16 protein-coding genes are annotated in these 21,870 nt (G+C 75.1%); 10 read left to right on the forward strand and 6 right to left on the reverse strand.

What is annotated here, in order from left to right; all coding sequences use genetic code 11:
* The first annotated feature begins 2,088 nt into the window (after positions 1-2,088).
* From GTY84_RS11585 to GTY84_RS11595, 3 genes are all read left to right on the forward strand, one after another.
* The gene (locus tag GTY84_RS11585; RefSeq protein WP_161226094.1) at positions 2,089-2,991 is read left to right on the forward strand and encodes an SPFH domain-containing protein; all 903 of its coding nucleotides are present in this window, start codon (positions 2,089-2,091) and stop codon (positions 2,989-2,991) included.
* Positions 2,961-3,917, forward strand: a complete 957-nt coding sequence (locus tag GTY84_RS11590) for a C40 family peptidase (protein ID WP_161226095.1) — start codon at positions 2,961-2,963, stop codon at positions 3,915-3,917. The genes GTY84_RS11585 and GTY84_RS11590 overlap by 31 nt, the downstream gene beginning before the upstream one ends.
* Before the next feature lie 113 nt (positions 3,918-4,030).
* A complete protein-coding gene (locus GTY84_RS11595; protein WP_161226096.1) occupies positions 4,031-4,591 on the forward strand; it encodes a LuxR C-terminal-related transcriptional regulator in 561 nt (186 codons plus the stop codon).
* Between the two features lie 491 nt (positions 4,592-5,082).
* Here the strand turns inward: GTY84_RS11595 and GTY84_RS11600 are convergent, their stop codons facing one another.
* The 5 genes from GTY84_RS11600 to GTY84_RS32965 all read right to left on the reverse strand — a co-directional run bounded on the left by GTY84_RS11600 (position 5,083) and on the right by GTY84_RS32965 (position 12,651).
* A complete protein-coding gene (locus GTY84_RS11600) occupies positions 5,083-5,937 on the reverse strand; it encodes a hypothetical protein (protein ID WP_161226097.1) in 855 nt (284 codons plus the stop codon).
* A 1,332-nt stretch (positions 5,938-7,269) separates the two neighbouring features.
* Positions 7,270-8,589 carry a choice-of-anchor A family protein gene (locus tag GTY84_RS11605; RefSeq protein WP_161226098.1) on the reverse strand — a complete coding sequence of 440 codons (1,320 nt, stop codon included), beginning with the start codon at positions 8,587-8,589 and terminating at the stop codon, positions 7,270-7,272.
* 1,001 nt (positions 8,590-9,590) lie between these two features.
* A complete protein-coding gene (locus GTY84_RS33700; protein ID WP_265293418.1) occupies positions 9,591-9,722 on the reverse strand; it encodes a putative transporter small subunit in 132 nt (43 codons plus the stop codon).
* 22 nt (positions 9,723-9,744) lie between these two features.
* Positions 9,745-11,520 carry a sodium:proline symporter gene (locus GTY84_RS11610; RefSeq protein ID WP_345943409.1) on the reverse strand — a complete coding sequence of 592 codons (1,776 nt, stop codon included), beginning with the start codon at positions 11,518-11,520 and terminating at the stop codon, positions 9,745-9,747.
* 906 nt (positions 11,521-12,426) lie between these two features.
* A complete protein-coding gene (locus GTY84_RS32965; RefSeq protein WP_202550953.1) occupies positions 12,427-12,651 on the reverse strand; it encodes a hypothetical protein in 225 nt (74 codons plus the stop codon).
* A 1,019-nt stretch (positions 12,652-13,670) separates the two neighbouring features.
* Between GTY84_RS32965 and GTY84_RS11615 the strand changes: the two genes are divergently transcribed.
* The 4 genes from GTY84_RS11615 (at position 13,671) to GTY84_RS34610 (ending at position 18,328) form a co-directional block, all read left to right on the forward strand.
* Positions 13,671-15,137: a sodium:solute symporter family protein gene (locus GTY84_RS11615; RefSeq protein ID WP_161226100.1), complete on the forward strand. Its 1,467-nt coding sequence runs from the start codon at positions 13,671-13,673 to the stop codon at positions 15,135-15,137.
* Positions 15,138-15,230: 93 nt separating this feature from the next.
* The gene (locus GTY84_RS11620; protein WP_161226101.1) at positions 15,231-16,625 is read left to right on the forward strand and encodes an FAD-dependent oxidoreductase; all 1,395 of its coding nucleotides are present in this window, start codon (positions 15,231-15,233) and stop codon (positions 16,623-16,625) included.
* 15 nt (positions 16,626-16,640) lie between these two features.
* Positions 16,641-17,738 carry an agmatinase family protein gene (locus GTY84_RS11625; protein WP_161226102.1) on the forward strand — a complete coding sequence of 366 codons (1,098 nt, stop codon included), beginning with the start codon at positions 16,641-16,643 and terminating at the stop codon, positions 17,736-17,738.
* An 11-nt stretch (positions 17,739-17,749) separates the two neighbouring features.
* Positions 17,750-18,328: an XRE family transcriptional regulator gene (locus tag GTY84_RS34610; RefSeq protein ID WP_161226103.1), complete on the forward strand. Its 579-nt coding sequence runs from the start codon at positions 17,750-17,752 to the stop codon at positions 18,326-18,328.
* Between the two features lie 69 nt (positions 18,329-18,397).
* Here the strand turns inward: GTY84_RS34610 and GTY84_RS11635 are convergent, their stop codons facing one another.
* Positions 18,398-19,174, reverse strand: a complete 777-nt coding sequence (locus tag GTY84_RS11635) for an IclR family transcriptional regulator (RefSeq protein WP_161226104.1) — start codon at positions 19,172-19,174, stop codon at positions 18,398-18,400.
* A 73-nt stretch (positions 19,175-19,247) separates the two neighbouring features.
* Here GTY84_RS11635 and GTY84_RS11640 point away from each other — a divergent pair, with 73 nt between their 5' ends.
* The 3 genes from GTY84_RS11640 to GTY84_RS11645 are packed head-to-tail and all read left to right on the forward strand — an operon-like array spanning position 19,248 to position 21,869.
* Positions 19,248-20,408: a cupin domain-containing protein gene (locus tag GTY84_RS11640; protein ID WP_161226105.1), complete on the forward strand. Its 1,161-nt coding sequence runs from the start codon at positions 19,248-19,250 to the stop codon at positions 20,406-20,408.
* 1 nt (position 20,409) lies between these two features.
* Positions 20,410-21,237, forward strand: a complete 828-nt coding sequence (locus GTY84_RS33715; protein WP_237532194.1) for a fumarylacetoacetate hydrolase family protein — start codon at positions 20,410-20,412, stop codon at positions 21,235-21,237.
* A complete protein-coding gene (locus tag GTY84_RS11645; RefSeq protein WP_345943410.1) occupies positions 21,234-21,869 on the forward strand; it encodes a maleylpyruvate isomerase N-terminal domain-containing protein in 636 nt (211 codons plus the stop codon). Before GTY84_RS33715 ends, GTY84_RS11645 begins: the two co-directional genes overlap by 4 nt.
* Position 21,870 lies beyond the last annotated feature (1 nt).

A 21,870-nucleotide genomic window follows, 5' to 3' on the forward strand; every position in this document is an offset into this window, starting at 1 on the left:
GAAGGGCGTCCGGGCAGTCCGGGTGGCCCGGAAGGTGGCCCGCAGGGGTCCCGTGCTCCGGAAGGGCGTCCGGGCAGTCCGGGTGGCCCGGAAGGCGGTCCGGTGGGGTCCCGTGCCGGGGAAGGGCGTCCGGGCGGTCCGCGCCCGGAGGCGGGTCCGGGGGGCGGTGTGCCGGCTGCTGGAGGTCCGCGCGGCGGGTTCGGTCCGGCAGGTCCGGGAGGCGCCCCGCTCAGCCCGGGCAGTCCGGGTGGTCCGGGTGGTCTGCGGGGTTCTGGCGGTCCGTCCGGTCCGCGGGACGGCCTGTACCCGCATGTCCCGGGGGACGGGGCGCGGGTTCCGCGTGTCCCGCAGGGCCCGGGTGGTCTGCGGGACGTGGGGGGCGGCGGGGGTGCTGTGCCCGGTCCCGGTGTCCCGGGGGGCGGTGCGGGCACGGTGAGTGCTCCGCGTGTCCCGGGCGGCAGCGGGCGTGGTCCGGGTGTCCCGGGGGGCGGCCCGCCGGTTCCGGGTGCTGCGGGGGACGGTCCGCAGGCTCGTCGTGTCCTGGGGAACGGTGCGGCCGGTCCGCGGGGTCCGGGGGCCGGTTCGGACGGTGCGGGGGCAGTGGTGGACGGCGCGGGTGGTCCGCGCGGCCGGCGTGAGCCGGGAAGTGACGCGGGTGGTCCTGACGGCCCGCATGAGACGGGGAGCGGTGTGACTGGTCTGCGTGGTCCGGGTGTCCTGAGGGGTGACCCGGACGGCCGCGGTGGTCCGGAGGACGGCCTGTACGGCCCCTACGGGCCGCAGGAGGGCCCGGACGGTGTCCGGGGCCCGGACGGTGGCCCGGACGGCCTCCACGGCCCTCAGAGCGGCCCTGGCGGCCCGGGTGAGCCGGGTGAGCCGGGTGGGCCGGGTGGGCCGGGTGGTCCGTACGGTCCGGGTGAGTCGGGGAGCGGCACGGACGGCCCGCACGGCGCGCCCGGTCCGTACGGTCCGGGAAGTGTCCCGGACGGTGTCCACGTCCCGGACGGTGTCCACGTCCCGGACGGCGCGCCCGGTCCGTACGACCCGGAAAGTGTCCACGTCCCGGACGGTCCCCACAGCCAGGACGGTGTCCGCGGCCAGGACGGCGCGCCCGGTCCGTACGATTCGGGAAGTGTCCCGGACGGCCTGCGCGTTCCGGGCGTCCCGGGCGTCCCGGATGGTGTCCACGTCCCGGACGGTGTTCCGGACGGCGTCCACGGCCAGGACGGTGTCCGCGGCCGGGACGGCGCGCCCGGTCCGTACGGTCCGGGAGGTGTCCCGGACGGCCTGCGTGTTCCGGGCGTCCCGGATGTTCCGGACGGTGTCTATGGCCCGGACGGTGTCCCGGACGGTGCCCGGGGGCAGGACGGCGTTCTGGGCGTTGTCCACGGGCGGGACGGTTTCCGTGACCCGGAGGGTTTCCCCGGCCAGGACGGTTTCCGTGACCTGGGGGGTGTCCCCGGCCGGGACGGTGTTCCGGGGGAGGGTGTCCGGGGTCCGGAGGTCGGCTTCGGAGGTGTCCGGGGTCCGGACGGTGTTCCGGGTGGTCTTCTTGACCCGGGCGGTGTCCGGGGTCCGGGGGGTCTGCTTGGCGGGGAGGGCGGTCCGTCCGGTCCGTTCGTGGTGGAGGCGGGTCCGTTCGCGCCGCGGGGTGCGGGGGCTGGTGCGGGCGGGTCCTGGCCGGGGGAGGTGACCGGCGGGCCTCCGGGCGCCGGCACCGGTGCCGGCCCGGGTGTGGTGCGGGGTGGCGTCGGCGGTCCCGTGGCCGGTCCTGCCGGTGGTGCCGGCCTGTCCGGTCCTGGTGCCGGTGCCGGTGGTGGTGTCGGCCTGGCCGGTGGTGTGGGCGCTGCCGGTGCGGGTGCCGGTCCTGCCGCTGCTGCTGGTGGTGCCGGTGTCGATGTCCCCGACGGTGCCGGTGCCGGTGGTGCGGGTGCTGTTCCTGCCGGTGTCCGTGTCCCCGACGGTGCCGGTGTTCTGGGTGCCGGTGTTCCGGACCCGGACCCGGGTCTGGACCCGGTTCTGGGTTCGGTGGGGGTGTCCTCGGTGGTGCCGCGGCGCAGGGCGCCGCGGTCGGGGGGTGTGTCGGAGGTGCGGGAGTTCCGTGCCCGGCCGGTCCTGCCGGGGATGCTGGCGCTGTTGTGCGCGGTGCTGTGCTGTGGGGTGCTGGTGGTCCTCGCGGTCCGGCCGCGGGAGCTGGTGCGGTGGGAGGGGATGCCGCAGGCGTCGCCGCCGCTGCTGGCCGTGCTGGCCGTGGTGGTGCTGCTCGCGGTGGGGGGCCTGCTGCGCAACGGGGAGGGCCACGCGGTCGTGCTGACCCGGTGGGGCCGTTACCGGGGCACGGTGCGCCGTACGGGGCTGGTGTGGGTGAATCCGTTCGCCAGACGGCACCGGGTGGATGTGCGGCTGCGGCATTTCCGGGGGGAGGGGGTGTCGGCGGTGGACCGTGTCGGGCATCCGGTCGTGGTCGGCCTGCTGATCGTGTGGCGGGTCAGGGACACGGCGCGGGCGGTGTTCACCGTGGATGATCATGAGGAGTTCCTGCGGGAGCAGGCGGTGGCGAGTGTGACGGAGGCTGTCTCGCTGCTGCCCTGTGACCGGTTCGGCAGTCCCGGGCCGACGCTGCGTGACGGTGCGTGGTTCGGTGAGGAGGCGACGCGCCGGCTGGCGTCGGAGATGACGCCGGCGGGTCTGGAGGTCTACTCCGTCCAGCAGCTCTCCCTGGACTACGCGGCGGAGGTCGCCGACGCGATCCACCGGCTGCGTAGTGCGGAGCTCAACGCCGAGCTGCGTACCACCGTCATCGGCGACGCCGTCGACATCGCCCGTGCGGCCCTGGAGCGGATCAGGGCCGGCGAGGGCGAGGGCGGCGACGCTCCCTCGGGCCGGGACGCCGAGTTCCTGCGCCTGCTCGTACTGTCGCTGCTCAGCCCGAGCGCGAATCCGAAGGAATGGGGAAACCAGTGGCCCAGTCACCGAAGTTCGTCGAGCTGAACGCCGCCGAGGACTGCGGGACCTGCGAGTTCTGCACCGCTTCCGCGCAGCGGGAGGAGAGGTCCGGGCCCGTGCACACCGCGGCTCATGCCCGTGTCTGCCGCCGCCGGACGGCGGGGGCGCTGCTGGCCATCGCGACGGGTGTGGTGGGCATCGAGGCGGGCACGGCCGCCCCGGCCAGCGCGCTGCCCGCGCCGAGCCGGGCGGGCTGGGACGGGACCCGTTACTGGTTCCAGTCGGGCGGCCAGTGGCGGTGGACCAGTCACCAGAGCGTCTACCTCCAGCGCACCGGCCGCGGCACCGCTCCCGCTCCCGCCCCGGCCCCTGCCCCGGCACGTCCGGGGACGGGGTCGGGGTCGGGGTCGAAGGTGTCGGCGGACGCCTGGCTGCCCGCGCCGAGCCGGGCGGGCTGGGACGGGACCCGTTACTGGTTCCAGTCGGGCGGCCAGTGGCGGTGGACCAGTCACCAGAGCGTCTACCTCCAGCGCACCGGCGGCGGGTCCGCCGCCCCGGGCACGGGCGGCGGCGGGGGGAGCGGTGTGGTGCCGCCGAAGGCGGGTTCGGGCTCACTGGAGTCCGCTCTCTCCTACGCCCTGGCCCAGCTGGGCAAGCCGTACATCTGGGGCGGCAACGGCTACCTCGGCTACGACTGCTCCGGTCTGGTGCAGCAGGCCTACCGGCGGGCGGGGATCCAGCTCCCGAGGGTCGCCTCCGACCAGTACGGGGCCACCACCCGGATCACGGCGGGCAGCCTGCGCCGGGGCGACCTGATCTTCTGGTCCTCCAACGGCCGCCAGTCCGGCGTCCACCACGTCGCCATCTACCTGGGCGGCGGACGCTACGTGGAGGCCCCCCGGCCGGGGGTGAACATCAGGATCTCCTCGCTGTCCAACGGGTACGCGCCGAACCTGTTCGGCCGTCCCTGACCGGTCCTGGGCACCATCCGGGCCCGACCGCGTCATGAAGGAGCGGGTGGGGCCTCTCTCAGATGTCACACACGGTACGGCGGCACCCGCCGCCCCGAGGAGGAGGCCCCGCCTTGCCCACCCAGCCCGTCCAGCCGCCCCAGCCGGCCCAGCCCTCCCGGCCGCCCAGGCCCTCACCGCCGCGGGAGCTGACACGACGCCAGGAAGAGGTGCTCTGGCTCATGCTGACCGGTGCCACCGCCGACCGGATCGCCCAGGAACTGGGCATCAGCAGAGCCACCGTGCAGACCCATCTGCGCGCCATCTACGCCGCCTTCGGCGTCCGCAGCCGCGCCCCGGCCGTCATCGCGGCCATCGAGCGGGGCTATCTGCCCGAGAGCCTGGACCGGGGCTGGAGCCAGGACCGGGAACGGGTGCTGCGCGCGCTGCGGCAGGCGTGGAGCCCCTGCTGGGTCCATCCGGCGCACACGCCGAGCTGCGCGGTGTGTGTCCGGGCGGCGACCCTGGGCCATGCCATCACCCTGGTGCGGGACCCGGGGGCGCCGGCCCACCCGCCGCCCGCGGCCGGCCCCCCGGGGTCCGCCGCCGCCCCCCGCCCGGCCCCGGCCCGCCACCTGAGAACCCCGCCCCCGCCCAGAGCGGCCCCGGCCGCGGGCAACGGAGCCCCCCGGTGACCGCACACCCCGCCCCCGCCCCGGCCCCGGCCACCACCACCCCGGCCGCCGTCCCCGTGCCGGTCACCGTCGCCGCGCCGGTCGCGGCCGCCGTTCCCGAGCCGGTCACCGCTGCCGCTGTGCCGGGCACCGCCACCGCGGTCGCACCGGCTGTCACCTGCGCACAGGCTCCGGCCACCGCCGCTGCTGTGCCGGTCACTTTCCCCGCGCCGGTCACCCTCTCCGCCCCGGCCGCGGCCGTCGCCTCCGCGCCGGCCGTGCCGGTCCTCGTGCCTGTCCGGGGCGCGGCGGCCGGTGTTGCGCCGGTTGCCGCGGCCGTCGCCGGATCGGGTGCGGTCTTCGCGCCGGTGGCCGTCCGGGTGCCGGTCGCCGCGGTCGCCGTGCCCGTGGCGGCTGCCGGTCCCGGGCCGGGCGCTGCTGCCGTGCCGGCCGCCGCCGTTGCTGTGCGGGCCGCTGTTTCCGTGCCGGTCGTGGTGGCCGGGGCGGGGGTGCTACGTTCCCCGGCGTCTGAGGCGGGCGGGGAGGCTGGAGCCGGGGGCCGCGGCCTCGGCGGTGAGCAGCCGGCACAGGACGCAGCCGTCGAGGTGGGCACGGACCCTGGTGGCGTGGTGCGCGGTCAGGTCGTGCCGGGCGTGGGAGAGGGCCGTCAGGTAGGACAGGTGGCTTCCGCGGGCCTCCACGGGTCCGGTGCGGCGCAGTCCCCGCCACAGGTAGGCGTCGGCCAGGGTGTCGAGGGCGGCCTGCAGGAGTGCGGGGGAGTGGCGGGCGGGGGGTTCGCCCTCCACGCAGACCGCCCAGAGCACGTCGGCGTGGTGGGAGGGGAGCGAGGTGAGCACGTCGTAGGCGAGGAGGGTCTCCTCGGCGCCGGGTCCGCCGCCGGTGACCTCGCGGTGCAGGGCGCGTCCGGCGGCGGCGCGCCGGACGCCGACCCGGACCTCGCGGTCGAAGTCGAAGGTGCGGTCCTCCGGCGGGGTGTGCTGCAGTGCGCCGACGGCGCGGCGGCAGGCGTGGAAGAGCAGGGCCTCCGTGATCTCGCGCTGGGCCGGTCCGAGGTAGCGCCGGACGATCCGCTGGCCGGGCCGGGCCGCCCGTGCGCACAGCCGGTGGACGGCGCCGGGTTCGCCGAGCCGGGCCCGGTGCAGGAGGTCGGCCCGTTCGGGCGGGAGCGGGGGCAGGAGGGGCGGTCCGGTGGACAGCGCGTGCGGGAACGGGTCGGGGCCCAGCAGCGGGGGTCTGGGCAGCCGCAGGGTCTCCGGCTCGGCGGGCGCGGGCCGTACCGTGACACCCCGCCGGAAGGTGGTCCAGTCCCAGGTGGCCCTCCCCCCGGACCGTCGGACATCGCTCACGGCCACCCCGCCCCTCCCATAGGCATTCCCGGGGCCTGACGAACCGGAGCCCCGACCTTCCAGAGCCCCGCCCCCCGTTCCCATGACGCGGTCCCGGCCGCGTCCCACGTCACACCGCCGGTGGCCGGTGGTCCGGCCGGCCCGGGAGGGGACGCCTGCTCCGGGGACCGGCCGGCCCGGTCACGGCGCACCGGGCCCGAGAACGGTTCCCCCTCCTCGTCCGGTACGGGGCAGAGTCCCGGCCCGGGGATCCCGCCCCGCGCCGGGGGGGGCAGCGGGCCGGGCGGGCCCGGTCCGGCGGACGCCCCGCCCCCGCAACGGCGTCCGGACCGGGTGCGGCACCCCCCCCAGGAGGCCGGGAGCGGTGACCCGTCCGGCACGGGGACGCCTGTCCCCGGCCCGGGGAGCGCTGCCCCCGTACCGCCAAGGGCGGCGGCCGGTCCCGGGGGTGGCGGCCCGTTTGGTGCCGTCCGGTGAACGGCCCGCGCCGAGCACCGGGACACCCGGCTCCCGTCCGGGCATCCCCCCTCCGCCGGGACACCCGCCCCCGCCGGTACGCCGGAGCCCTGCCGGGGCGCCCCCTCCGCCCCGGGGCGCGGGAGTTCCCCGGGAGCGGGCCGGAACACCGCCGGGGCGTCCGGCCCGCCCCGGCAGGACGGCACCCCCGCCGGACGGAGCCCCCCGCCGGAGGGTCTCCTGGCACCCGGTCCCGCCCGGGGCGCGAGGGGTGTCCCGTACGGGGGAGCCCCGCCGGGGGCGCCCGCTTCGCCCGGCGGGCGGGGCCCCGTGGGTGCTTGGCCCTGCCCGGCCGCGCGCCCCGGGACGGTCCCCGGCCCCGCCCGGCAGGAGTGCCCCCGGGGGGCACTCCTGGGTGCAGGCCCCCGGGCCGGCCCGGGGGCCTGCACCCAGGACCCCGGGTCGGCCCGGCGGGCGGGACGCTCCGGGTGCGCCCCGGCCGCCCGGCCAGCGGCTCGGCCGCCCGTCCGTCCGTCCGGATTCCGGCGGGGCCCCGGGGAGACGCCCTGCCCCTGCCCCTGGCCCCCGCCCTTGTCCCGGTCCCGTTCCGGGGTGCGGGGTGCGGGGTGCGGGGTGCGGGTGTGCCGGGTTGCGGGTGCGGGTGTGGGTTCCGTGTCCGTGGGGCGCGGTTCGGTCTGGCGGGCGGGGGTCGGGCTGTGTCGCCGGTTCGGTGCCGGGCGTGGGGAACCCCGCTCGCGCCGGGGGGTTTTCCGGTGTGAGCGGGGTTCCTTGTGAGCGGCGGCCGTCGTCCCGGGGTGCGGGGGTCCGGGGCGGCGGCCCTTGTGCGGGGCCGGTTCTGGGGGCGGCCCTGGTGTGTCAGGCCTGCTTGGAGCGGCGGCGGGCCGCCACGACCAGGCCGGTGCCGGCGGCGAGCACGACGGCGGTGCCGATGACGAGCGGGACGGTGCCGCTGCTGCCGGTGGAGGCGAGGTCGCCGTCGGGGGCGGCGGCCGGGGTGCTCTGCGAGGGGGCGGGGGAGGCGCCGGGGGCGGGGGGCTCGGAGGCCCCGGTGCTGGGGGCGGTGCTGTCCGACGGGGCGGGGGAGCCGGGGACGGCGGGCTCGGAGGCCTCACCGGTCGGCGTGACGGTGTCGGTGGGCGGCGTGGTCCCGGGGGATGACGGGGCCGGCTCGGTGGTGGCCGGCGCCGTCGGCTCGGACGGGGGGGTGCCGGTCTCGGGCAGGCAGCCGGTGAACGGGTAGTGGTGGGTCTCCGCGCCGCCGGAGCCGCGCAGCGAGGCCACCCACACCGAGCCGTTGACCGGCGCGGCGGTGCCCAGGTCCAGGTGGGCGCCGGGGGCCAGGATGCTGCCGGGCCAGGCGGCCTTGCTGCTCTTGGTGATCTTCGTGGCGTCGGGGAAGTTCCAGAGGAGCTTGGCGCGGACGGCGCCGCCGGCGGCGCTCTGGAGCTTGTCGTCCAGGACGAAGTCCTGGCCGCCGGAGAGGAGGAAGCCGGTGGTGCCCGCGCCCGCCATGTCGTAGGCGCTGCCGCTGACGTTGACGACCGTGGTCGATCCGGCCGGGACCTTGATGTAGATGTCCCTGGCCTGCTCGAGCTGGGCGGCGCTCACGTGGAAGACGTTGCGGGCGGTGTCGGTGCCCTCGAGGGTGAGCCGGGCGCCGTCCGGCGTCACCGTCGCCCCGGCGGTGGCGGGCAGGGCGGACAGCGCGGAGGAGTGGGCGCGCAGCTTGGCGAACTCCGCCTCGAAGTCGATCAGGTCGTCGTTCCGGCTGAAGGAGCCGTTGTGCAGGCTGACGGGTGCGCTGTCGACCTCGCCGCCGACGGCCGCGTTGCCCTTCATGACGACGGTGGACGTCGAGCCGCTGACCAGGTCGCCGCGGACCACGAGGGAGGCCCGGCCGGGCAGGTCGGCGACCTGTCCCGCCGTCAGCTCGTTGGCGACGCTGAAGCCGCCGCTGAAGTCGGCGTCGCCGCCGACGGCCACGGCCCCCTCCGCGTCGGGGGAGTGGACGTTGTCACCGAGGACGAACTCGCCGTACTTGCCGGCGACACCGAAGGCGTCGGTGGCACACCCGGCGGTGTCGGCGGGCGTGGCCACGGCGGCCGGGACGGCCGTCAGGCCGAGGACGAGGGCTCCACCGAGCGCGGCGGCGGCGGCGGTTGCGGATATGCGCATGGGACTGGGTTCTCCCGCGGAGTGGCTGAGAAGATTCTGTGGGCAGCTTTGGCCATGGATTTCACACAATGACACATTGGTCAAGACCAGTGCCCCATGGGCTGAGAGAGAGCCAGAAAACAGAAGGTTGCCCCTTATTGCCGGTCTTGTGGGCTTGACAACCGGTGTGCGCAATGGATGACCCGCGGCACCCGAACGGGCGTCAGAACTCCGCGAAATCCCCCGTGACCTGCGATGACCCTTCCAGGAAGGGGGCTTTGGCGCCCGGTTCCGGCCCTGGACTCCCGGAAGCCCGGTTCGGAGGGTGTTGACCGGTTTCCAGGGCTACCGTCACACTCCGTTATGGATTCTTCTCATCTGTTTGTGGAGGACCCGGAAACGGCGCGGGGAGGCCGGCGGGGGAGCGGTGAGAGGGCAAGCAGGTATCCGGCCAGACCCGCCGCGCACGCGTCCGGGCGGCCCGGGGGGTCCCTGCGGGACCGCCCTGCCCCGCCGCGCAACACACCCCGGTCACCCGCCGGTTGCCGGCCGCGGAGGCGGCATGGCCCGCAGCCGCAGCCGCAGCCGCAGCCGTAGTCGTGGTCGTAGTCATGCCGTGGCCTGTGGCCTGGGGCCCGTGGTCGTGGTGGCCCGGTCCCGGCCGTGGCGCGTGGCCGCAGCCGGCCGTGGCCGGTGCGGGGTGTGCGGCCCGGCCGCTCCGCGTGGTGCGCCGGTCCCGGCCGTTTCGGGCGGCCCGGGCTGTTCACCCGCCGCCGCGCTCCGGGCCGTCCGCTCGCCGCGCCGCGCCCGTGGGTGCCCGCGGCTGTGCCCGCGGGCGTGCGGCGGGGGCGAGGGCGGGGCGCCGGGCGGTGACAGCGGGCCGGGTGGTGGCCGTCCGGGCGCGGTGACGGAGGGCCGGGCGGTGGCCGCCGGGGGAAAGGGGCCGGGCCGAAAGGGGGTCCGGGCCGGAAAGGAAGAGGCCCGGGCCGGCCGTGGTGGGCCGGTCCGGGCCGGGGGCGGGGTCAGATCATGCGCCGTCCCTTGCGGCGGGCCTCGGCCCACTCGCGGAAGAAGCTGCGGCTGATCACGAACAGGACGACGGCCACGAGGACGGGCCAGATCAGGACGTAGGCACTGAGGGCGAAAGTGGTCACTGGACCTCCGGTCCGTTCTCTCTCACTTGCTGTTCGCGGCGGGTTCGGCCGCGTCGGGTGCGTCTGCCGCCGGCCGCGGGGCACCGGCCCCGGCGGCGGGGACGGCCCGGCCGGTTCCGCCGCTCCCGGTGCCGTCGCTGTCCGTGCCGGGGGCGGCGGCGGCACCTGCGGGGCTGTCGTCGAAGTCGCCGGTGCGGCGGGCGATGACGGCGAAGTCGAAGCGTTCGGTGTTGCCCGCGGACATCGCCCAGCAGATGACGGTGCTCACCGAGTAGGCGACCAGGGACCCGGACAGCGTCGCGTACTCGTGCAGCGACCCGATCGCGAACGGTGCGGAGAGGGCCGCGGCGAGCACGCCGACGATCTTCGCGGGGCGGACCCCGAAGAAGCCGAAGACCATCAGGCCGAGGACGACGCCGATGCCGATGACGGCCAGCACGTCGACCGCGATGCCGAACAGGCCGCCCGTGGGGATCCAGCCGAAGCGCACCGGCAGGAACACCGCGAGCGCGGCGAGCACCGACGTGGTGAACGCCCTGCTGGTGACCTTCTCCCAGTAGAAGCTGGCCAGCACCGGGAAGACCAGGGCGCCCCAGAGCGCGCCGACGAACACCAGCAGGTCGAGGATGTTCAGGCGCAGGCTGGCGAAGGCCACGGCCGCCGCGGTCGCCAGCACCATCGTGATGCGCCCGATCAGCAGCATCGTCCGCGGGTCGGCCTTCTCCCGGCCCGCGACCGCCTGGCCGTAGATGTCGGTCATCGCGATCGAGGACAGGGCGCACAGGTCGGCGTCCGCGGTCGAGGAGAGCGCCCCGACGATCATGATGAAGAACACTGCCAGCAGCACCGGTGACAGGTAGGTGGCGGCCATCTCCGGGATGAGGTTGTTCAGGTCGCCGCCGGTCGGCTCGAAGCCGGTGTAGAGGGCGAGGACCCCGAGCATGCCCACGCCGATCACCATGGCCCCGTAGCCGACGGTCGCGGTGACGAAGGTCGGCTTGATCAGGCTCTGCTTCACCGCGAACAGCCGCTGCGCGATGGTCTGGTTGCCGATGGCGTAGGCCAGGACCGCGGCGATGTAGGGGGCGCCCTGGTTCATGAACGCGTCGCTGGAGAAGAAACTGCCCTGCTGCGGCGTCAGGTTGTCCGCGCCGGTCTCGAACGCCGCCGGGAAACCGGCCGCGAAGAAGATGACCGGGACGATCACGGCCACCGCGCCGAGCATCGCCACGACCTGGATGAAGTCGGTCAGCACCGAGGCGCGGAAACCGGACCAGAGCGTGTAGAGCAGCACGCCCGCGGCCACCGCGAAGACGCCCTGGGTGAAGGTGAACGGCGACAGCAGCGAGATCAGCACGCCGCCGGCGATGAAGTTCGACATCAGGCTGATGAGGCTGCCCACGACGTTGGACCCGGCCAGCATCAGCTGGCTGGAGCGGCCGTGCCGCGCGTACATGACCTCGGCCAGCGTGTGCGCCTTCGGGGCGACCGAGCGGATGCGCCTGCCGAAGGGGTAGATGAACAGGATCATCAGGGCGCCCCAGAGCCCGTAGTGGACGGGGCCCGATATGCCGTAGGTGTAGCCCGACGTCGCCGACGCGTACATCGAGGCCGCCCAGATCCAGGTCGCCGTCATGCTCGCGGCGGAGATCCCGAAACCGATGTTGTTACCACCGGTCATGTACGCATCGGCGTTCTCGTCCTTCCGTCCGATGCGTGCCGAAATGAGAAAGGTCCCCCCGTAGAAGAGGACCAGCAGACCAACAATCACCAGGGCGCCGAACTGGGCTGTCTCCACCCCGCGCAATCACGCCACCTCCTGACGGTTCATGGAGCCAGGCAGCAGCCGCGCAGGCCGGGCGCGCCGGCCGGGGACCCGCGGGGCTGTCCCGCGCACACGGGCGGCAGGGAAACGGCTCCGGCTCCCCGGAACGGCACTGACGGCGCCGGAACCGGGAGCGTTCACAAAAAGGCAGACCCTTTGAGTCCGCAAAGCTTCGGCAGCCTAACATTTTTTCAGGCCACCGGGGCGGGCGGCCGTCCTCGGACCCGCGAGTACGGCAACTCCGCGCTGTGCAGGGACGACAGAGAACGGCCGGCCGCCGTGGGAACGTCCGCCCCGACCGCCTCCGACTGAATTGCCCGTTTACAGCCCCTTCTTCACGGATCGCAACCGCGATGCACGAGGAAGCCGCCGCCCGTCCGGCCCGGTTGGCCCGCCCCGCGCGGCCCGGCCCCGGCGCACCGGCGCGGCCGGCCGCACGGCACGGCCGCCCCCTCGCACGGACACGGGGCCGGGCCCGGGGGCGTACCGCACGGCCGCTTCCGGAGAAGGGGAGGGCGGCCGTTTTCGGCCAGGAGGACGGGGGAGGAAGAGGGGGGGCACCCCGGCCCGCACCGGCCTCCGGGCAACCCCGGCTCCCGGGTGCCCTCGGGTCGCGTGGCCTTGGAGGTCCGGGCTCGGGCGTTCCGCGGGCTCTGGGCCTCCGGGCGCTCCGGCTCGCGGACTTCCGGGCGTCTCGCCCCCGGGTGCTCCGGGAATCTCGCGCCCGGGTCCTCCGGGCTCCGGGCGGGGGATGCCGGGCCCTTCGGCACCGGCACGCGCGGCCCCGCCCCTGCCGGTTCGGGTCAGCCGGCCCCGCGCCCCCGGCCACCGGACGCCCGCTGCCTCCCAGGGGGGCAGGGTGCGGCTGGGCTCGGAGGGTCACGCGGTCATGTCGTCCTCGGCGGTCGGCAGCGGTTTGATCCCCTCCCACCAGGGGTTCGTCCACCCGCACACACCGCACGAGTACCGGCCGTTGACCCCGGCGATCACCGTGCCGCACTGCCCGCACTGCGTGTGGGTGATCTCCTGGCCGGCGAGGAACGCGGCGGCCGCCTCCGCGCCCCGGGCGCCGCAGCCGGCCCGTGACGTCCGTCTTCTGCTCACCCGTCCGACCCTACGCGCGGCACGGTTCCCGGCGCAGGCGATCGGCCCGCCCGGCACACCCCGCCCGCCCCGCACACCGGCACACCCCGCGCCCGCCCCGGCGCACCGTCACGGCCGGAGCCGGAGCCGGAGCCGGAGCCGGAGCCGGGGGGCGGGTGACGGCGCACCCCTGCCCCCGGCACCCCACTCACCCTGGGCCCTCTCCGTCCGCCCCCACTCGCCCCCGGGTGTCCCGCTCACCCTGGGCGTCCCCGCTCGCCCCCGGGCGTCCCCACTCGCCCCCGAGCGTCTCCGCCCGCCCCCACTCGCCCCCGGCGTCTCCGCCCGCCCCTGGGCGCCCCCACTCGCCCCTGGGCGTCTCCGCTCGCCCCCGGGCGTCCCTGCTCACCTCCGGGCGTCCCCGCTCGCCCCGCACCGCGGCGAGCCGTCGCTCCGCCACCCCTGCGCCCGCTGCCCGCCGGCGGAGCCGCCCGCCCGCCCCCGCCCCCGGCCCCGTTCCTCCCGGTGCCCGTCCGGGGTGCCCACCGCTCCCGCTGCCCCCCCGTCCGGCCGGTGCCGGGCCCTCCGGGGGAGGGGTGGCGCGCACAGGCGCCCGCCGGTGCCGCCCGTTCCCGGCCCGCGTCCGGCGTCCGTCCGGGGCGCCCGCTCCCGGCGTTCGCCCTCCGCTCCGTCGGCAGCGCCGTGCCTCCCCCGGGGTCCGTGCCGCCCGGGGTCCGTGCCGCCCGGGGTCCGTGCCGCCCGGGGTCCGTGCCGCCCGGGCCCCCGTGCCGCCCGGGATTCCGGGCGGGTGCCCGCGGGCCGGTCCCGGGGCCGGGCGCCCGCCCGGGGGGGTGTTCCGTCCCGTTCCTCCCGGTGCGCGGAAGCGTTGACAGGTACCGCACCCCCTCCTAGTATCGCCCCCATCGATATCGCCCTAAGCGATACATGACGAGTTCTGAGGTTCACCGGGCCGCTTTCGCCGGCCGCGGGAAACAGGGCCGCCCCCAGCGTCATTCCAGCCCTTCCGAAAGGGATGCTCCATGGCTCTCGTCATCGTCGTCAGCGCCTTCGCGCTGGTCCTCGCGGCCGCCAGCCTGTTCTCACGCAGATATGTGAAGTCCGGCGAGGACTTCTACCTCGCCGGACGCCGTATGCCCTGGTGGGGGATCGGGCCCACCATCGCGGCCGGCCTCTTCGGCGGGACGTCCATGCTCGTCGTGGCCGGCAACTCGATGAGCTACGGCATCAGCGCCGTCTGGATCCTCGCCGTGCCGTCGTGGATCGGCGCCTTCGTCGCCACCGTCTTCTTCGCCAGGAAGGTCCGCGGACTCAAGGGCGTCGCCTCCGTCCCGGACATCGTCGCCCTGCGCTACGGGGAGGGCACCCGCACCGTCTTCACCGTCGTCACCATCTTCTTCTACATCGGGTTCACCACCTCCCAGCTCCTTGCCCTGGGCGTGTTCGTCAACGGCTTCACCGGCCTGCCGCTGCTGCCCGCGATGGGCGCCACCCTGCTCGTGGGCCTGGTGCTGGCCGGGGCGTCCGGGTTCCTCGGCGTGGTCATCACCGACGGCATCATGTGCGTGGTCCTCGCCGTCGGCGTCGGGATCCTCGCGGTCAGCGGCGTGCGGTGGGCCGGCGGCTGGTCCGCAATCACCGACACCCTGGCCGCGGACAGCCCCGGCCACCTCGACCTGTTCTCCCCCTCCGTCACCCCCGGCATCGCGATGGCCTACGTCGCGGCCTTCGGCCTCGCCCTCGTCCCGCAGCAGGACATCCTCCAGCGGTTCGCCAGCGCCCGGGACGCCGGCCACGCCCTGCGCGGCGGCCTGTTCGCCCTGCTGATCTTCATCCCGCTCTACCTGTTCCCCGTCGTCGCCGGCCTCGCCGCGACCGTGTGGCTGCCCCGGCAGGGCCAGGGCGGGCTGCCCGCCGAGTCCCTCGTCTCCTGGACCGCCAGGACCATGTACTCGCCGTGGGTGTCGGCCTTCCTGTTCCTGGCCGTGGCCGCGGCCATCCTGTCCACCCTCACCACCACCATCAACTCCTGCGCCCTGAACATCACCAAGGACATCTACCTCCGGGCGACCGGGAACAGGGCCTCCCCCGCCCGCACCGTCGCCGTCGGCCGGATCTCCACCGTCCTGGTCGGCCTGGTCGCCCTGCTCTTCGCCACCGCCTTCGACTTCATCCTCGGCGCCCTGTACCTCGCGTTCTCCATCGCCTTCGCCGGCATGCTCGTCCCCTTCGTCGCCGCGTTCCACTGGAGACGCGCCAACGGCCACGGCGCCTCCTGGAGCGCCCTGTCCGGCAGCGGGTTCGTCATCCTCGACTTCGCCCTGCGCGAGCTGGGAGTCCCGGTGCCCTGGCCCGGCGAGCCCTACTCCCTGCTCATCGCGTTCTGCATCTCCCTGCTGGCCCTGGTCGCCGGGAGCCTGCTCACCGCGCCCCCGCCCGCCCGCACCGCCGACGGGTTCATGCGGCCGCGGCCCGCCCCCGCCGAGTGACCGGACGGCCCCCGCCCTTCCCCCCTCCTCCCTTCCCACCCCCCCTTTTTCTCTTCCGTCCCCGTATCCGCCCGCCGCAGACAAGGACCCGCCATGGGCGTGCCACTGAGCCCCACCTACCGCAACGGACAGGTCTCCTTCTGGCGCGGGAGCGCCGAGCAGGCGTCCCCCCGTCCCCCGCTCGAGGGCGACCTCCAGACCGACGTGGCCATCGTCGGAGCCGGCTACACCGGCCTCTGGACCGCCTACTACCTCAAGACCGCCAGCCCCGGCCTGCGCATCGCCGTCCTGGAGGCCCGCCACGCCGGATACGGCGCCTCCGGCCGCAACGGCGGCTGGCTCTCCGGCGAACTCGGCGGCTCACGCGAGCGGTACGCCGCCGAATCCTCCCGCGACGCCGTCCTGCGCATGCAGCGCGCGGTCATCGACAGCATCGACGAGGTGACCGGCGTCGCGGAGGCCGAGGGCATCGACGCCGACATCACCCGCAGCGGCCTGCTCTACACCGCACTGACACAGAGCCAGCACCACCGGCTCGCGGACATGGTCGCCCACCGGCGCGCCTGGGGGAGCACCGAGGACGACCTGCGCCTGCTCACCGGCGCCGAGATGCGCTCCCGGATCACCGTCTCCGGCGCCAGGGCCATGGCCTTCAGCCCGCACGGCGCCCGGATCCACCCCTACCGGCTCGCCACCGGACTGGCCGCCGCCGTCGAACGCCTCGGCGTACGGATCTACGAGAACACCCCCGTCCTCGGCATCGCCCCGCGCACCGCACGCACCGCCCACGGCACCGTCAGCGCCGACTACGTCCTGCGCGCCACCGAGGGATTCACCGCCGGCCTGCCCGGCGCACGGCGCCAGTGGCTGCCCATGAACAGCGTCATGATCGCCACCGAACCGCTGCCCGAACAGACCTGGCAGCGCATCGGCTGGAACGGCAGCGAACTCCTCGGCACCCAGGGCCACGCCTTCCTGTACGCCCAGCGCACCCGCGACGGGCGGATCGCCATCGGCGGCCGCGGCAACCCCTACCGCTACGGCTCGCGCACCGACACCGACGCCGCCGCCCGCCCCGGCGACGTCCGCGCCCTCTGGAACAGCCTCACCGCGATGTTCCCCGACGTGGGCGACTCGGCCGTCGCCCACTCCTGGTGCGGCGCCCTGGGCGTAGCCCGCGACTGGTGCGCCACGGTCCGCCTCGACCACCGCAGCGGCCTGGGCACCGCCGGGGGCTACGCCGGACACGGCCTGGCCATGGCCAACCTCGCCGGCCGCGCCCTGCGCGACCTCGTCCTGCGGCACGACACCGACCTCACCGCCCTGCCCTGCGTCGGCCGCACCGTCCGCACCTGGGAACCGGAACCGCTGCGCTGGATCGGCGTGCAGGCCCTCTACGCCCTGTACCGGCGCGCCGACCGCAACGAACTGCACGGGCCGGACACCTCGCGCCTCGCCCGGATCGCCGACGCCGTCTCCGGCCGCTGAACACACCGAACAGAGATGAGACAGACCGTGGGAAACAACCGCATCGAGGCCATCTTCGACCGCGCCGAGGCCGCCGCGGAACGCTCCGGCACCCGGATCGAGCGGCGGGCCGAGGCCCTGCTGCGCCCGGGGGTGCCGACCTTCGCCGAGGTCGACCGCGTCGCCCTCGGCGGGCTGCGGGACTACGACGCCGTCTTCTACGGCATACCCTTCGAGGGCTTCGTGGTGAAGGACCCGCGGACCTTCTACCCGCAGGGCACCGCGCCCGCCCCCGGCCACGACGTCTACTCCCGCCCCGGCGCCCACGAGGCACCCGAGGCGATCCGCAAGGCGTCGATGTTCTACTCCGTCGACCACTCGAACTGGCTGCTGCCCGAACGCGGCCTCGCCGTCGGCGACCACCTCAGGGCCGGCGACCTCGGCGACGCGCCGGTCGGCGACCAGAGCCCCGAGGAGATCCTGCAATGGCTTCCGGGACACATCAGCGAGATCACCCGGGCCGGCGCCGTGCCCCTGATCCTGGGCGGCGACCACAGCGTCTCGCTGCCCACCATCGCCGGCATCTTCGCGGCGACGGGCAGGAAACTCGGCGTGGTCACCTACGACGCCCACTACGACCTGTCGTGGTACCCCCGGTACTGGGCCGGCTCCCAGTGGGCCCGCGCCATGGAACTGGGCGCCCTCGAACCGGCCAACCTCGTCCACGTCGGCATCCGCGGCGTGCGCAACTCCCGCTTCTGGCACGCCGCGGCGGCCGAACTGGGCACCACCGTCCTGACCATCGACGACATCGAACGGCGCGGCATCGAGGAGGTCAGCGTCGAGGCCCGGGAACGGGCCCTGAGCGGCTGCGACGCCCTCTACGTCTCCATCGACGTCGACGTGTTCGACCCCGCCGCCCTGCCCGCCCAGAAGTACCCGGAAGCGGGCGGCCTGACCACCCGTGAGATGCTGCGGTCCCTGCGCACCGTGCTCGGCGACGGACGCGAACTGGCCGGGTTCGACTTCTCCTGCCTGGGACCCGCCTACGATCACCAGTACCACGGCGCGGCCGTGGCAGGACGGTGCTACATCGAGGTGCTCGCGGCGCTGGCGGCGGGCCGGAAGGGCTGAGGACGCCACGCATGGACCACAACGATCCGTCCGCGGTCGGCAGGACGATCCGGTCACTGCGCGTCCGGCAGGGCATCACCATGGTGCACCTCGCCGGACGCGCCGGGATCTCGCAGTCCTACCTCAGCGAGATCGAGACCGGGAAGGCGTCACCGAGCCTCACCACCCTCTTCGCCCTCGCGGAGCAGCTCGGGATGACCCCCGCCGGCCTCCTGCGCCCCCCGGTGCGCGAGGACGAGATCGCCGTCGTCCGGGCCGGTGAGGCCGCCGACGCCTACCCCGTCAGCGACACCACCGGCCACGTCCGCTTCCGGGCCGTCCTGCGCCACGGCCCCCTGTCGGTGTCCGAGTTCGCCGCCGCCCCCGGCGACGACCTCACCGGCGACTTCAGCCACAGCGGCTACGAGGCCATCTACGTGGCCCACGGCAGCCTGAACGTCACCCTCGCCGGCCGCGAACCCGTCCTGCTCACCGCCGGCGACACCATGTCCTACCCCGGGGAGATCCCCCACTCCTGGCAGGTCGCCGGAACCGGGCCCGTCCGCGTCCTCCAGGTCCTCGACACCCCCGCCGCCCACCCCCCGCACTGACACCCCACCCCCCGGGCGGGCGGAGGAACACGGCAGCGGGGGAGCGGGGCACGGGCGGGGACGGAGCGGTCAGCCCTGCGGCAGGAGGTCCCGCTCCAGCGTCCGCGCCTCGGCCCGCAGCACCTGCACCACATGCTCCAGGTCCCGCGGGTCGTAGCGGACACTGGGCAGCGACACCGACAGCCCCGCCAGCGCCGTGCCGTCATGGTCACGCACCAGCACACCCACCGCCACCAGCCCCCGCTCCGACCGCTCCCTGTTCACCGCGAACCCGTTGCGCCGCAGCCGCCGCAGATCCTCCCGCAGCCGCACCGGATCGGGCTGCCCGTCACCCGGCCGCCCGCCCCGCCGGGCCGGGAAGACCTGCTCCAGCTCCTCCTCCGACAGATCCGCCAGCAGCAGCATCCCCGCCGTCGTACGGTGCGCCGGGAAGACCATGCCCTCCCGCGACCCCACCCGCAGCGCCTGCCGGCACTCCACACTCGCGACGAACCGCACCGTGTCCCCGGTCCGCACGATCAGGTTCGTCGTCTCGTCCAGCAGCGCCACCACCCGCTCCAGCCGCGGCAGCGCCGCCGCCCGCAGCCGCGACACCAGCGACTGCGAATGCGCCGCCAGCTCCAGCACCGGACCCGCCCGGTACAGACGGTCCTCGTCCTGCACCGCGAAATCCCGGTAGACCAGCATCGCCAGCACACGGTGCGCCGTCGACCGGGCCACCCCCAGCCGCTCGGCCAGCCCCGCCACCGTCGTACCGCCCTCCATCTGCAAAATCGCCGCCGCCCGCAGCGCGTGGTCCACGCTGGCGATGGGATACGGCGGCGGCGTCCGCAACGGCTTGTCCACCGGCAACCACCTCCAGGATTCTGTCCACCAGAATAGCCGTGTCCTCCCAGCGGACACGAGGCACGCTGGCCCTGTGACTGACTCCTCCCTCACCCCAGACACAGCCGCGGGCTCCCCGGTCCGGCTGAGCGCCGTCGCCGCGGAAGGGCAGCCCGAGGTCAGCCCGGCCCTCGAAGAGCTGTACCGGGGCTTCGAACGGGAACTCCTCGTCCCGCTGTGGACCGAGATCGGCGATCTCATGCCCGCCCACCCCCGCTCCCGCGCCGTCCCCCACCTCTGGCGCTGGGACCGCCTGCGCGCCCTGGCCGAACAGGCCGGCGACATCGTGCCCGTCGGCCGCGGCGGCGAACGCCGCGCCATCGCCCTGGCCAACCCCTCCCTGGGCGGCCGGCCCTTCGCCACCCCCACCCTCTGGGCCGCCATCCAGTACCTGATGCCCGGCGAGGACGCCCCCGAGCACCGCCACACCCAGCACGCCTTCCGCTTCGTCGTCGAGGGCTCCGGCGTATGGACCGTCGTCGGCGGCGACCCCGTGCCCATGAACCGCGGCGACTTCCTCCCGCAGGCCGGCTGGAACTGGCACGCCCACCACAACGCCACCTCCGAGCCCATGGCCTGGATCGACGGCCTGGACATCCCCTTCCAGTACGTCACCGAGGCCCAGTTCTTCGAGTTCGGCCGCGACGAGATCACCGACGCCGAACGCACCACCCCCGCCCGCTCCCGCTCCGAACGGCTCTGGGCCCACCCCGGACTGCGCCCCCTGTCGGCCGCCCCCGCCACCCCCGGCAGCCCCCTGCTGTCCTACAAGTGGCAGTACACCGACGCCGCCCTGCGCGACCAGCTCCTGCTGGAGAAGGAGGGCCACGGCGGCACCGTCGAGCCCGGCCACGCGGCGGTGCGCTACTCCAACCCCCACGACGGCTCCGACGTCCTGCCGACCATCCGCGTCGAGTTCCACCGCGTCGCCCGCGGCGCCGAGACCGCGCCCGTCCGCGAGACCGGATCCTCCGTCTACCAGGTCTTCGACGGCTCCGGCACCGTCACCGTCGGCGACCGCTCCTGGTCGGTCACCCGCGGCGACCTGTTCGTCGTCCCCTCCTGGGAACCGTTCTCCGCCCGCTCCGAAGCCGGCGCCACCGACTCCGACTCCGCAGCCCTGGACCTCTTCCGCTTCAGCGACGCGCCCGTCTTCGAGGCGCTCAAACTCGACCGCACCCAGAAGGACGCCTGACATGAAGCTCGCCACCCTCCGCACCGCCGACGGCACCCGCGCGGTCCGCCTCGACGGAGACGTCCTCATCGACCTCGGCCACGCCGACCTCGGCGAACTCCTCGCCCGGCCCGACTGGCGGACCCTGGCCGCGACCGCCTCCGGCCCCGCCCACCCGGCCGACGGCGCCGACTTCGCCCCCGTCGTCCCCGCCCCCTCCAAGGTCATCTGCGTCGGCCACAACTACACCAACCACATCAAGGAGATGGGCCGGGACCTGCCCGAATACCCGACCCTCTTCCCCAAGTTCGCCGAGACCCTCATCGGCGCCCACGACGACATCGCCAAGCCCGCCGAGAGCGACGCGCTCGACTGGGAGGTCGAACTCGCCGTCGTCATCGGCGCCCAGGTCCGCCGCGCCGACGAACAGCAGGCCGCCGACGCCATCGCGGGCTTCACCGTCATGAACGACATCTCCGTCCGCGACTGGCAGTTCCGCACCATCGAATGGACCCAGGGCAAGATCTGGGAGGCCTCCACCCCCGTCGGCCCCTACCTCGTCACCCCCGACGAGGTCGGCGGCGTCCGCCCCGCACTCCAGGTCACCACCACCGTCGACGGCACCGTCATGCAGCAGGACGACACCGGCACCCTCCTGTTCGACCCCGTCTTCCTCGTCCAGTACATCTCCACCGTCATCACCCTGCGCCCGGGCGACATCATCGCCACCGGCACCCCCGCCGGCGTCGGCAACGCCCGCGACCCCAAGGTCTTCCTCCTGCCCGGCCAGAGCGTGACCACCGAGATCACCGGCCTGGGCGCCTGCGTCAACACGGTGGTCGAGGCGTGAGCACCGCCCCGCGGACCCACGCCCAGGCACAGGAATGGGCCCGCACCGGCACCGACCTGTTCCTCGGCGCCGTCGCCGCACTCGACGACGACGCCTTCCACCGGCCCAGCGCCCTGCCCGGCTGGACCCGCGCCCACCTCGTGGCCCACCTCGCCGCCAACGCCGACGCCCTGTGCAACCTCACGCACTGGGCCGCCACCGGCGAGCGGACCCCCATGTACGCCTCCGCCGGGGAACGCGCCGAAGGCATCGCCAAGGGCGACACCCTGACCCCCGGCGAACTGCGCACCTGGCTCCAGGAATCCGCACGGCGCCTGGAGCGGTCCCTGGACGCCCTCACCGGCGACCAGTGGCGCACCGAGGTCCTCACCGCCCAGGGACGCACCGTCCCCGCCACCGAACTGCCCTGGATGCGGGCCCGCGAGGTGTGCGTCCACGCCGTCGACCTCGCCACCCAAACCGTCGCCTTCACCGACCTGCCCGACGGCTTCCTGACCGCCCTCGTCCACGACATCCGCACCAGACGCGGCCTGACCGACCTGCCCGACGGCCCCCTGCCCGAGGTCACCGCCTGGCTGGCCGGCCGCCCCCACACCCTCGCCGACGCCCCCGCGCTCGGCCCCTGGCTCTGAG

This window comes from Streptomyces sp. SID8352 (genome assembly GCF_009862265.1).
Taxonomy (GTDB): Bacteria; Actinomycetota; Actinomycetes; order Streptomycetales; family Streptomycetaceae; genus Streptomyces.